The organism is Micromonospora sp. CNZ295 (assembly GCF_004217535.1).
On record NZ_SHKZ01000001.1, the window covers coordinates 2,043,024 to 2,055,425 of the forward strand.

A 12,402-nucleotide genomic window follows, 5' to 3' on the forward strand; every position below is an offset into this window, starting at 1 on the left:
CTTGTCTGTCGTGACCGCTGCCGACTTCGCCGAACAGCTCAAGGACCTCGACGCCACCCTGCGCAACATCGAGTCGGTGCTCGACATCGACACGCTGCGGGCGGACAAGGCACGCTTGGAGGAGGCGGCCTCCGCCCCCGACCTCTGGGATGACCAGGCCAAGGCGCAGCAGGTGACCTCCCAGCTGTCGTACGTCAACGGTGAGATCGGCAAGCTCTCCGAGCTCCGTTCCCGCCTCGACGACGCCCAGGTGCTCCTGGAGCTGGCCGAGGCCGAGTCCGACCCGGGCGTCCTCGCCGAGGTCGAGACGGAGATCACCGGGCTCACCAAGGCCATCGAGGAGATGGAGGTCCGCACCCTGCTCTCCGGGGAGTACGACTCCCGGGAGGCGCTGGTGGCGATCCGGGCCGGCGCCGGTGGCGTGGACGCGGCGGACTTCGCCGAGATGCTGCTGCGGATGTACCTGCGCTGGGCCGAGCGGCACGGCTACCCGACCGAGGTCTACGAGACCTCGTACGCCGAGGAGGCCGGGCTCAAGTCGGCCACCTTCGCGGTCAAGGTGCCGTACGCGTACGGGACGCTCAGCGTCGAGTCGGGCACCCACCGGCTGGTCCGGATCAGCCCCTTCGACAACCAGGGTCGCCGGCAGACCAGTTTCGCCGGTGTCGAGGTGCTGCCGGTCGTCGAGCAGACCGACCACATCGACATCCCCGAGAACGAGATGCGGATCGACGTCTACCGGTCGTCCGGTCCCGGTGGGCAGAGCGTGAACACGACCGACTCGGCGGTCCGGATCACCCACATCCCGACCGGGATCGTGGTCACCTGCCAGAACGAGAAGTCCCAGCTGCAGAACAAGGCCTCCGCGTTGCGTGTCCTCCAGGCCCGGCTCCTGGAGCGCAAGCGCCAGGAGGAGCAGGCCAAGCTCCAGGGCCTGAAGACCGACGCCGCGGGCTCGTGGGGCGACCAGATGCGCTCGTACGTCCTGCACCCGTACCAGATGGTGAAGGATCTCCGGACCGAGCACGAGACGGGCAACCCGTCGTCGGTGTTCGACGGCGAGCTGGACACCTTCATCGAGGCGGGCATCCGGTGGCGGAAGCAGCAGCAGCTCGCCGGCGACAGCGCGTGACCGATCGTGGGCGCAGCGCGTCGTCGATCTTCACGATCCCCTGCAAATCGATGACGCGCCTCGCAACCGAGGGGCGTGGGGCTTGGCAGTCCGGTTACACCGCGTAGACTCACCACCCGTGATTCAGCTTGAGCAAGTGACGAAGACGTACCCGAAGGCGTCCCGGCCTTCGCTCGACAACGTGTCCGTCGCGATCGAGAAGGGCGAGTTCGTCTTCTTCATCGGCCCATCCGGCTCCGGCAAGTCCACGATCATCAAGATGCTGCTGCACGAGGTCACCCCCAACAAGGGTCGGATCGTCGTGAACGGCAAGGACGTCACGTCGATGCGTTCGTGGAAGCGACCCGCCTTCCGGCGCTCGATCGGCTGCGTCTTCCAGGACTTCCGCCTGCTGCCGAACCGCACCGCGTACGAGAACGTGGCGTTCGCCCTCGAGGTGATCGGCAAGACCAAGGCGGTCGCCCGCCGGGTCGTTCCCGAGGTGCTGGAGCTGGTCGGTCTGGGTGGTAAGGAGCACCGCTACCCGCACGAGCTCTCCGGCGGTGAGCAGCAGCGGGTGGCCGTCGCCCGGGCCTTCGTGAACCGTCCGCTGATCCTCCTCGCGGACGAGCCGACGGGAAACCTCGACCCGGACACCTCCATCGAGATCATGCGCCTCCTGGACCGGATCAACCGCACCGGCACGACCGTGGTGATGGTGACGCACGACTCCAACATCGTGAACCAGATGCGCCGCCGCGTCATCGAGATCGAGAGCGGCCGGATCGTGCGTGACCAGGCCCGCGGTGTCTACGGGTGAGCCGGCGCCGCACCCCGCCTGACGACGACCACCTCATGCCGGAGCCCCGGAGGAATCCCCGATGCGCGTGAAATACGTCCTGTCCGAGGTCTTGGTCGGACTGTGGCGCAACGTGACCATGACCGTCGCGATGATCATCACGATGGCGGTCTCGCTGACCATGCTCGGCGCCAGCGGTCTGATCTACACCAAGGTCGCCGACATGAAGGAGCTCTACTTCGAGAACATCCAGGTCTCCATCTTCCTGGACAACGAGGTGACCGATCAGCAGAAGGCCGAGCTCCAGGCCAAGCTGGACGCCGACCCGCTGGTCGCGGAAGTCACCTACGTCAACAAGGACGAGGCCTTCAAGCGCTTCCAGGACATGTTCCGGGACTCGCCCGACCTGCTGAGCGCCGTCAAGCCCGACGTGCTGCCCGAGTCGTACCGGCTGAAGCTGGTCGACCCGCAGGAGTACAAGGCGATCAACGAGCAGTACACGAACGTCGAGGGCGTCGATCAGGTGGTCGACCAGAGCCGGGTCCTGGACAAGATCTTCAATCTCTTCACCGCCGGCCAGAACATCGCCCTGGTCGCCGCGGTCGCGATGGCCATCGCCGCCCTGCTGCTGGTCGCCAACACGATCCAGGTCGCCGCGTACAGCAAGCGGCGTGAGGTGGCGGTCATGAAGCTCGTCGGCGCGTCGAACTGGTTCATCCAGGCGCCGTTCGTCCTGGAGGCCGTGGTCGCCGGGCTGATCGGCTCGGTGCTGGCGCTCGGCGCCCTCGTCGGCCTGAAGGTGTTCCTGTTCGACGGCGCGCTCGCCGCGCTCCAGGGGCTGTTCGCGCCGGTCAGCTGGGGCGAGGTCCTCCTGGCGTTCCCGCTGATGGCCGGCGTCGGGGGCCTGATCAGCGCGGTCACCGCCTGGGTCACGCTCCGCTTCTACCTGCGGGTCTAGCCGGGAGTACGGGTGTGACAGGGCCCTTCCGCGCTGGAATAAACGGCGCAGAGGGGCCCTTGTGTCTCCGGTAGCATGATCTCCGCTCTCCGGTCGCCGGCGAGCGACCAGGAAGGGAGGTGGCGCCGATGCCACGGGAAAAGGGACGCAAGGTCGTCGCCTCCAACCGGAAGGCCCGCCACGACTACTCGATCCTCGACACCTACGAGGCGGGGATGGCGCTGACCGGCACCGAGGTCAAGTCCCTGCGGGCCGGGCGCGCGTCGCTGGTCGACGCGTTCGCCCAGGAGCGCAACGGCGAGCTGTACCTGCACGGGATGCACATCCCGGAGTACACGCAGGGCACGTGGACCAACCACGAGCCGCGGCGCACCCGCAAGCTGCTGCTCAAGCGGCTGGAGATCGACCGGCTGATCGGCAAGACGCGGGAGAGCGGGCTCACGCTGGTGCCGCTGCAGGTCTACTTCTCGGACGGCTGGGCCAAGGTCGAGCTCGGCCTCGCCAAGGGCAAGAAGGCGTACGACAAGCGGCAGGACCTGGCCAAGAAGGACGCCCAGCGGGAGATCGCGCGGGCCGCCGGCCGGCGCGGCAAGGGAATGGATGACTGATTTGTCCGCTCCATCCGAGGCCGGCGCGCCGGCCTCCGGGGCGGGATGAAAGCCGTTGCGTCAGGCGTTAGGCTTGATGGTGCCGCCGACAGGGGCGGCCCGTCGAGGGGGTGACTGGTTTCGACTTCGTACGTTGCGGCAGGGGAAGCGAGCCGAGGAAGCCGACGTCGTCTCGTGAATCGTTCGTCGGAAAACAATAAGCGCCAAGCAGAATCGCGCTGACTTCGCTCTCGCCGCCTGAGGCGGGTAGCGAGTCTGTCGGCCTGGGAGTGCCTTCGACCCAGTTAGCCGGCATCAGCTAGGAGGCTGGCCAATCGGACCCGGTCGCGGGGTCCGTGCGGCGAGATCAATCAGCGACTGGGCCCGTCACACCGACTCGCTCGCGTGATCGGAGGGGCCGAGTAGAGGCACAGCGAGCTGCGCTCGGAGAAGCCCTGACAAGGCGGCGAAGGACCCGGGTTCGATTCCCGGCACCTCCACCACCTGACCTGTGCGCCCCGGTCCTCCCGGACCGGGGCGCACAGTCGTCTTTCCGCCGGTGCGCCTGTGACCAGTGGGGCGGTTGGGGCGGATGGGTCGAATGTGGCGAGGCAGGCCCCTGGACAGGCCGGGCCGAGGAGGTTCACCATCGGCGTACGCGGTCACAGCGCGGGGAGGTGCCCATGGTCACCGGTCCGATCCAGCAACCGTCCGCCGCCCCCACGTCGGCCCGGCCCACACCGGCCCGCCGACGCCGGGCGAACCTGCTGAGCGGCGCCCACTCGCTGAGCCGGGCGGCGCTCGACACCGAGCCGTACTGGCGGGAGCGGCTCCTGCGCCGCCTGGGGCCGGTGCGTCAGGAGTTCGCCGAACACGTGCGGCTCACCGAGGGCCCCGCCGGCCGGTACGCCGAACTGCTCCACCACGCTCCTCGCCTGCACCACAGCGTGCAGCGCCTGGTGCGGGAGCACGACGTCATCGTCGCGGCCCTCGACGCGCTCCGGCAGGCCGCCGAGCGGCCGGCCGGGTCGGCGGAGGAGCTCCGCCGCGCCACCGACCACCTGGTGTGGGCGCTGGCACGGCACCGGCAGCGCGGCGCGGACCTGCTCTGGCAGGCGTACCAGACGGATCTCGGCGGCGAGGACTGACCGGTTTCGTCGCCGGCCCGGAACCGAAGCGGCCGGGGCAACGTCCAACCGATATGCGTCGAATGGTCACCTTGCTGAGTCTGTCCCTGCTGGCTGCCGCCGGCTGCGCGCCCGCCGGCTCGGAACCGGACGCGGCGCCGGCCACGGCCGATCGGGCGTCCGCGTTCGAGCGCCGGGCCGCCGAGGTCGCCGAGGCGTGGCGGCCCGGCCCGCAGTGGCGTGACGGGTACGTGCCGCTCCAGGAGCCGACGGTGCTCGTCGGCGATCCGGGTTTCAGCCCGGCGACCCTGACCGCCTTTCAGGCGGGCTGGTACCGGGACCAGATCCCGCTGCCGACGGCGCGGCCCGCCGACGGAACGATCCGGTTCCCCGACGGCACTCTCACCGTGCCCCTGGTCGGCGCGGTGGAGGCGTACCGGCAACTGGACCAGGGGGACCCGCCGCCGTGCGGGGGCCGGCCGAAGAACCCCGCGACGCCGCCCCCGGCCCAACCGGACGGACCGGACGGCACGGTGAGCAGCGGCCCGCAGGCCGCCTGCGTCCCGCTGACGGTCACCGCCGTCGAGCTGGGTGACGTGGCGGTCCGCACCAGCCGGGGCGAGGCCCGGGTGCCCGCGTGGATCTTCACCGTCGACGAGTTGACCGCCCGGGTGGCCCGGCTCGCGGTCGCCCCGGCGGCCGTCGGCGCGGCGCCCGAGCCGAGCGCACCCGCCGTGCCCACGCCGGACGAGGTGGTCGGCGCCCAGGACCTGCGCGCCGTGGACGGCGCCACGCTGACCGTGCGGCTCGGGACCGGTGCCTGCGACACCGACGTCCGGCCACTGGTGCACGAGCGCGACGACGTCGTCGTGGTCGGCGGCGGGGTGACCCGGTCGACGGAGGTCTGCACCGAACAGCTCGTGCTGGAGCCGGTGACCGTGCGGTTGGCCGCGCCGCTCGGCGCCCGGCCGGTGCTCGACGTGCTCACCGGCGCGCCGCTGCGGCTCACCACCGGCTGACCGGCACCGGCCGCGCGGCGCCGGGAGTCACAGCAGCGCGGGCACCTCGGTGCGGATCGGCGCCGGCAGCACGGTCGGCCGGTCCGTCCGCAGGCCGGCGGCCAGCGCCTCGCCGAGCTGCTCCGGCGTCTCCACGGTCGCGGTCGCGCAGCCGTAGCCGCGGGCCAGGGCGGCGATGTCCACCCCGGGCAGGTCGAGGCCGGGCACCCCGGGCGTCTGCTTGAAGTCGGCGAACGCCTTGAGGATCGCGTACTGCTGGTTGACCGGGACCACGACGACCAGCGGCAGGCGCAGCCGCGCCGCGGTCCACAACGCCTGCACCGAGTAGTGGAACGACCCGTCGCCGATCACCGCGACCACCGGCCGATCCCGACCGGTGTCCCGCTGCGCCAGCGCGATGCCCACCGCGGCCGGCAGCCCGTAGCCGAGCCCGCCGCTGGCCATCGTGAAGTACGAGCCGGGTCGGGTGATCGGCAGCCGGCGGCGCAGCGCGGACAGGTTCGACGGTGACTCCTGGACCAGCACCCCCTCCGCGGGCCAGTACCGGGCCAGCGCGGCGAACAGCGCGTCGGCGCTGAGCGGGGCACCGTCCTCGGGCGGGGGCGGCGTCGGCCGGGCCGGTGGCGGTGGACGGTCGGTCGGTGGGAGCAGGTCCAGCAGGTCCGCCAGGGTCAGCCCGGCGTCACCCAGCAGGCTGTCGCCGACCGGCGCGCGGGCGGCCTCCTCCGGGTCGTCGGTGACCTGCAGCAACCGGACGCCGTCGGGGAGGTGGTCGCCGGGGACGTGCGGGTAGTAGCGGAACACCGGCGCGCCGACGACCAGCACCGTGTCGTGGCCGCGCAGCTTCTCCGCGAGCGGCGCGATGGCGTACGGGAGGACCCCCCGGAAGTGCGGGTGGTCCTCGGGGAAGGTGGCGCGTTCCGGTGCGGGCGCGGTCCACACCGGTGCGCCGAGCCGCTCGGCGAGCGTGACCGCGGCCGGCCACGCGTCGGCCCGGTCCACCGCGGCCCCGAGGACCAGCACCGGTGCCCGGCTGGCGGCCAGCACGGCGGCGAACTGGCCCAGCCGGTACGGGTCCGGTGCGATGCGGGTGGAGACCGTCCGGGGTCGCTGGTACGGCTCGGCCGGCTGGCTCCAGTCGTCCAGCGGAAGCGACAGGAACACCGGGCCGGCCGGGGGCTGCACGGCCGTCGCGTACGCGCGCATCAGCGCCGCCGGGACGTCCTGCGCGCGGGCCGGCTCGTGGCTCCATTTCACGTACGGCTGGGGCAGCTCGGTGGCCCGGCGGCTGGTCAACCGCGGCTCGAGGAGCAGCATCTCGCGGGTCTGCTGGCCCGCCGTGACGATCAGCGGGGCCCGGTTGTGCCAGGCGGTGACCAGGTTGCCCATGGCGTTGCCGGTCCCCGGCGCGGTGTGCAGGTTGACGTGCGCCGGGCGGCCGGTGACCTGCGCGTACCCGTCGGCCATGCCGACCGCCGACGCCTCGTGCAGCGCGTGCACGTAGTGGAAGTCGTCCGGAAAGGCGGCGAGGAACGGTTCCTCGGTCGATCCGGGGTTGCCGAAGACGGTGGTCATGCCGAGGTCGCGCAGCAGGTCGTACGTGGTGTCGCGGACCGTAGCCATCGTCTTCAGACGTTATCGCCTTCGCCGCGGGCCGCTCCGGTGTTTCGGCTCATGGCAGCGCGAAGGGCAGCTTGATGCCGTCCAGCGCCCGGCCGCAGGCGCAGTCCCGGTCGGTCGGCAGCGCCGCCACCGCCGCCAGCAGCAGCCCCCGCAGCCGGTCGGTGTTCTCGCCGAAGACGCGGAACACCTCCTCCTGGGTCACCGACCCGCCGCCCGGCACGCCCGCGTCGTGGTCGGTGACCAGTGCGATCGAGGAGTAGCAGAGGGCCAGTTCCCGGGCGAGCACGGCCTCCGGGTGGCCGGTCATGTTGACCACCGTCCCGCCGATCGAGGCGAACCAGCGCGACTCGGCGCGGGTGGAGAAGCGGGGCCCCTCGACCACCACTACCGTGCCGCCGTCCACCGCCGGCACGTCCCGCTCGGCTGCGGCGGCGAGCAGCGTTCGCCGTCCCGCCGGGCAGTACGGGTCGGCGAAGGAGACGTGTACCGCGCCCCGGTCGTAGTAGGTCTGCGCCCGCCCGCTGGTGCGGTCGATCAGCTGATCCGGCACCACGAAGGTCCCCGGGCCCAGCTCCGGGCGGAGGCCACCCACCGCGCAGGGTGCGAGCACCTGGCGTACCCCGAGCGAGCGCAGCGCCCACAGGTTCGCCCGGTAGGGGATGTTGTGCGGCGGGTGCCGGTGGTCCCGGCCGTGCCGGGGGAGGAACGCCACCCGCCGGCCGGCCACCTCGGCGATGGTGACCGCGTCCGACGGCGGGCCGTACGGAGTGTCGACGCGGTGCTCGGTGGCGCCGTCGAGCAGCGCGTACAGGCCCGACCCACCGATCACCGCCAGTTCCGCCGTGGGATTCACCGGCCCTCCCCCCAGGTCTGTCGATCAGCCGACCGTCAGACCTTAGCCAGCGGCACGGGCGCGGGTTAAGGTGCCAGGCATGGCGTTGACGGTGTGGCAGACACCGGTGTCCCCGGCCGGTTCCGTGCGGTCGGTCTGACCCCGGTGTCCGGCATGCAGGGAGAGGGGCAGGCGATCGGCGGGCGGGCAACGGAGTCGATGGCCGGGCGGCTGCTGGTCGCGACACCGACGCTCAAAGATCCGAACTTCGACCGCACCGTGGTCCTGTTGGTCGCCCATGAGCCCGGCGGCGCGCTGGGTGTCGTCCTCAACCGGGCCACCGAGGTGCCCGTGGCCGACGTGCTGGGCGACTGGGGTGAGTTGGCCCGGCACCCGGCCGTGCTCTTCGAGGGGGGTCCGGTGCAGCCGGATTCGGCGATCTGCCTCGCCCGGATGCGGCACCCGATGAAGCGGCTCAAAGGGTTCCACCAGGTCTCCGGAGCGGTCGGCACGCTCGACCTGTCGGTCGACCCGGACCGGTTGCGGGAGAGCATCGGCGGGATAAGGGTCTTCGCCGGCTACTCGGGGTGGGGTTCGGGTCAGCTCGAGCAGGAGATCGAGGAGGGCTCCTGGTTCGTGCTGGACGCGCTGCCCGGCGACGCGTTCGTCGACCGTCCCGACGACCTTTGGCCGATGGTGCTGCGCCGGCAGGGTGGCATGATGGCGGCGGTGGCCCATTTCCCGCCGGACGTCGCCCTCAACTGATCTTGATGCGGCGCGGCACCCCGCGGTGTGACCATGCCGGGTGACGTGTGTATAGTTCTCCCGTGCCCGGGCGACCGGGCCGACCGCAAGGGGCCGTGGCGCAGCTGGTAGCGCACCACACTGGCAGTGTGGGGGTCAGGGGTTCGAGTCCCCTCGGCTCCACCCTTCACGATCAGGGCGTTCGTCGGACATGACGGGCGCCCTTCGTCGTTGCGCGGGCAGGGAGGGTCGCGCTCGTGCTGTGCACGGTGCCGGATCAGGCCGTGGCGCTCGCGGAGCCGCGCCGAGTGCCACGACCCGGCAGGGAGACTGGGAGCCCACGATGAGCACGCACACTCCGGTCACGGTCTACACCCGGCCCGGCTGCCCGTACTGCATGCGTCTGCGCTTCGGCCTGCGTCGCCGCAGGATCACCTTCGCGGAGGTGAACATCTGGCAGGACCCTGCCGCGGCCGCCGCCGTCCGTGCCGTCGCCGACGGCAACGAGACCGTACCCACCGTTCACGTCGCGGGGCAGTGGCTGGTCAACCCGTCCGCCAAGCAGGTGGAGCAGCTTGCCCGGAGCGGCTGACCCCGATCGCTGAGCAGAGCCCAGGGCCAGGACTCGACGATGGTTGATCTGTCGGCTGGTGGGTGTCAGACTCCCGCTTGGGAACGCTCCCAACGACTCCTGTCGATAGCCAACGGAGGTCTGCTCATGCGCCGCACCACCGCCGCCCTGATCGGCGTGGCCATCCTGGTCGCCGCCACCGGCTGCGGCACCGCACGCGAGGACCAGGGTGCTCCCGCGCCCCCGGGGATGAGCCAGCCGGCCGGCGACAGCACCCCGGTGCCGAACGGCCCGAACGTCGCCGAGGCGCTGGACATCGCCAACCGGCAGTTCAAGCTGCTCGCCGACGGCGACTGGGCCGGGGCGTACGCGCTCTGGACCGAGTCGGCCAAGAAGGAGGTCGCCCGGCAGGACTTCGAGAAGGTGAACCGGGCCTGCCCGTTCTTCCAGGGTGAGCAGATCCAGCTCCAGGACGTCAAGGCGGTGAACATGGAGCTGGTCGAGCTGACCTGGCGGCACGGCGACCACGTCGGGCACAGTGCGCTGCGCCGCGACGGCAGCACCTGGCGGTACGACCCGGGCGGCGAGACGCTCGTCGAGTACGCCGCGGGCGCGGACGCGGCGATCGCCAAGCGGAAGGCCGACAACCGCTGCCCCGCCGCCTGACGCGGCCGGGCCTGGCGCGGGGGTGCCGGGGGCGCCGGCCGCCACCCGCAGTCGACCGGTCACACGGCGCGACCTTTCTTCGCTACCCTCCCGTCAATGTCCGATCGATAGACGGGAGTATTTATGGGCATCCCTGAAAGGTTGCCGAGAAGGATCCTGGCCGGGGCGGTGTCGGCCGCCGTCGTGGCGCAGCTGGCGATCTTCGGCAGTGCGGCGTCAGCAGGGGAGAAGCCCCTGTGGGAGGTGGAGGTCGCGAAGATCCCCACCGCGGAGTACACCCGGGACGCGAAGCTCTACATCACCGAGTCGTGCCAGGCGTTGAGCCCGTACGTGGAGGGTGGGCTCGGCGACCGCCGGCTGGCTCCGGTGCTGGCCGACGTCGAGAGCCGGTACTTCGACGGCGCGCGGCTGAAGAGCGCCGCCGACGGCGAGGTCGCGTTCGACAACCTGGAGCACCTGGAGTCGTTTCTCAAGAGCCGGATGACCGGCGCCAGCCCGCCCAACGGCGAGGCCGAGCAGGCGCACGTGCGGGCGCTGGTGGAGACGCTCACCGGTGTCCGGCTGCTGGCCGACGCGGCGATCCAGGACGCCGAGGCGACCATCGGCCCGTTCCGGGCCAGCCCACCACCCGCGCCCGCCCCGGTGGGGCTGACCGAGGCGTTCGCGGATCTGGAGGCGGCGAAGGTCAACCTGGCCAAGGCCGACGAGATGCTGCGCAAGGCCAACCCGGAGCCGGCGACCATCCAGGCCGGGCGGGCCTGGGCGAACGGCTTCAACGTGCTGGCCCGGCTGGGCATCACCTACGAGGGCGACCACGACAACGACGGCGTGGTCGACGTGGTGGAGCTGCGGTTCGGCGCCAGCCCGCTGCTGGTCGACTCCGACGGTGACGGCCTGACCGACAAGTTCGAGATCACCGAACTGGCCGGCTGGACCGCACCGAACAAGGTCGACACCGACGGGGACTCGGTCGCCGACGGCGCCGAGGACGTCGACAACGACGGCCTCACCAACCTCCAGGAACAGGATCTCGGCACCTCGCCGACCAACCCGGACACCGACGGCGACGGCGTCAACGACGGCACCGAGGTGGCCCAGGGCAGCAACCCGCTGGTCGCCGACCAGCCCCGCGCTCCCCCGGCGCCGGGTGACCTGCCGCCGATCGTTCCCGCGCCCGACTTCGGAGACACCGACGGTGACGGGCTGTCCGACGTCGCCGAGGACGAGATCCTCACCGACGTCAACAACGTGGACAGCGATGGCGACGGTCTGTCAGACGGCACGGAGGTCGACGACTGGGGTATCAACGCGCTCGCGCAGGACTCCGACGGCGATGGCCTCCGCGACGACTACGAGGTGGCCCACGCCGGCGACCAGGGCCTCGATCCGGGTCGCCCGGACGAGCAGATCAGCAAGTGGACGTACGTCGCCGACTTCGCGCTCGGCCTCGTCGCCGGCGAGTTCGCGATGCGGGACTCGATGGCCTGGCTGGCCGGCAACATCTGCTCCGGCGCCCTGAGCCTCATCCCGGTGGTCGGCTGGATCGCCGGTGCGATCACCGACATCCGGGACGCCGTGGCCGCCGCGATCCGCGGCGACTGGGTCGGCGCGGGCTTCAGCGTCCTGGGTCTGATCCCGTACGCCGGCGACGCGGTGGCGATCCCGGCGAAGGTCGCGAAGTTCGTCCTTCGCTACCTGCACCGCCTGGACGCCGTGGTCTTGATGGTCGCGCGCAACGACAAGCTCGCCGACGCGGTCAAGGACCTGGCCTTCGAGCTGATCCTCGGCGAAACCTACGCCTACCTGCAGGGCGGTGACCAGACGTTCAACTTCAGCGCGCTGGCTGCCGGGTCGCGTTTCAGCGATGCCGACATCCGCAAGCTCTCGAAGGGGGACCGCACCAAGTGGAAGGCGATCGAGGATGCGATGAAGCTGCCCAACCACAAGCCGGGCGTGCCGATCGCACCGCAGCGCAACGCCAAGGCCGGCGAGGCAGCCCTGGCTGCCATCCTGCCGAACTGTGACAACACGCACATCGTGCCCACGCCGGGCTACCCGAGGGCGCGATCGAAGCATCGCAAGCCGGACTGCGTCGAGCGGGACGCCGCCGGTAACATGATCCTGCACGAGGTCAAGACCGGCGTTCCGATGTGGATCGAGAGTCTGATCGACGAGTGCCTGAAGGACGCCTGGATCCCCACCCCGGAGGGCAAGGCCGTCCACGGTCAGCACAACATCCAGAAGGTGCACTGGCACTTCATCGCGCACGACGGCTTCAACAGCGTCGGCATGGCCCCGCAGCTGTTGGAGTGCCTGACCAACAACAACATCGATTTCACCATCCACGCACCGAGCGGAGCGTAGT

The 12,402-nt window shown here is 71.1% G+C and carries 12 protein-coding genes, 1 tRNA gene and 1 other RNA gene; 12 read left to right on the forward strand and 2 right to left on the reverse strand.

Annotated features, from left to right (window positions below):
• Positions 1 to 10: 10 nt before the first annotated feature.
• The 7 genes from prfB to EV376_RS09780 all read left to right on the forward strand — a co-directional run bounded on the left by prfB (position 11) and on the right by EV376_RS09780 (position 5,601).
• Positions 11 to 1,132: a peptide chain release factor 2 gene (prfB, locus tag EV376_RS09750; RefSeq protein ID WP_130321901.1), complete on the forward strand. Its 1,122-nt coding sequence runs from the start codon at positions 11 to 13 to the stop codon at positions 1,130 to 1,132.
• Between the two features lie 118 nt (positions 1,133 to 1,250).
• On the forward strand, positions 1,251 to 1,931 hold the full coding sequence (gene ftsE, locus EV376_RS09755) for a cell division ATP-binding protein FtsE (protein ID WP_130321903.1): 681 nt from the start codon (positions 1,251 to 1,253) through the stop codon (positions 1,929 to 1,931).
• Positions 1,932 to 1,992: 61 nt separating this feature from the next.
• A complete protein-coding gene (ftsX, locus tag EV376_RS09760; RefSeq protein ID WP_130321905.1) occupies positions 1,993 to 2,868 on the forward strand; it encodes a permease-like cell division protein FtsX in 876 nt (291 codons plus the stop codon).
• Between the two features lie 128 nt (positions 2,869 to 2,996).
• Entirely contained in the window at positions 2,997 to 3,476 is a 480-nt protein-coding gene (smpB, locus tag EV376_RS09765; protein ID WP_130321907.1) for an SsrA-binding protein SmpB, read from the forward strand.
• A gap of 106 nt (positions 3,477 to 3,582) precedes the next feature.
• Positions 3,583 to 3,958, forward strand: a transfer-messenger RNA (tmRNA) gene (gene ssrA / locus EV376_RS09770).
• Positions 3,959 to 4,138: 180 nt separating this feature from the next.
• A complete protein-coding gene (locus EV376_RS09775; protein ID WP_130321909.1) occupies positions 4,139 to 4,603 on the forward strand; it encodes a hypothetical protein in 465 nt (154 codons plus the stop codon).
• A gap of 53 nt (positions 4,604 to 4,656) precedes the next feature.
• Positions 4,657 to 5,601: a hypothetical protein gene (locus EV376_RS09780; RefSeq protein ID WP_130321911.1), complete on the forward strand. Its 945-nt coding sequence runs from the start codon at positions 4,657 to 4,659 to the stop codon at positions 5,599 to 5,601.
• A gap of 27 nt (positions 5,602 to 5,628) precedes the next feature.
• Here the strand turns inward: EV376_RS09780 and mdlC are convergent, their stop codons facing one another.
• Together mdlC and EV376_RS09790 are read right to left on the reverse strand one after the other, a co-directional pair.
• Positions 5,629 to 7,224 (reverse strand): benzoylformate decarboxylase, encoded by a 1,596-nt coding sequence (gene mdlC / locus EV376_RS09785; RefSeq protein ID WP_130321913.1) that lies wholly within the window; start codon positions 7,222 to 7,224, stop codon positions 5,629 to 5,631.
• 49 nt (positions 7,225 to 7,273) lie between these two features.
• Positions 7,274 to 8,077, reverse strand: coding sequence for an S-methyl-5'-thioadenosine phosphorylase (locus tag EV376_RS09790; protein ID WP_130321915.1), 804 nt, complete (start codon positions 8,075 to 8,077; stop codon positions 7,274 to 7,276).
• 153 nt (positions 8,078 to 8,230) lie between these two features.
• On the opposite strand from EV376_RS09790, the gene EV376_RS09795 reads away from it, so the two are divergent.
• The 5 genes from EV376_RS09795 to EV376_RS09820 all read left to right on the forward strand — a co-directional run bounded on the left by EV376_RS09795 (position 8,231) and on the right by EV376_RS09820 (position 12,401).
• Complete coding sequence (locus tag EV376_RS09795) at positions 8,231 to 8,821, forward strand: YqgE/AlgH family protein (protein WP_130328593.1); 591 nt, start codon at positions 8,231 to 8,233, stop codon at positions 8,819 to 8,821.
• A gap of 89 nt (positions 8,822 to 8,910) precedes the next feature.
• Positions 8,911 to 8,983, forward strand: a tRNA-Ala gene (locus EV376_RS09800).
• A gap of 160 nt (positions 8,984 to 9,143) precedes the next feature.
• A complete protein-coding gene (locus EV376_RS09810; RefSeq protein ID WP_130321917.1) occupies positions 9,144 to 9,392 on the forward strand; it encodes a glutaredoxin domain-containing protein in 249 nt (82 codons plus the stop codon).
• A 126-nt stretch (positions 9,393 to 9,518) separates the two neighbouring features.
• Entirely contained in the window at positions 9,519 to 10,037 is a 519-nt protein-coding gene (locus EV376_RS09815; protein ID WP_130321919.1) for a hypothetical protein, read from the forward strand.
• A gap of 141 nt (positions 10,038 to 10,178) precedes the next feature.
• Entirely contained in the window at positions 10,179 to 12,401 is a 2,223-nt protein-coding gene (locus EV376_RS09820; RefSeq protein ID WP_130321921.1) for a hypothetical protein, read from the forward strand.
• Position 12,402: the final 1 nt, after the last annotated feature.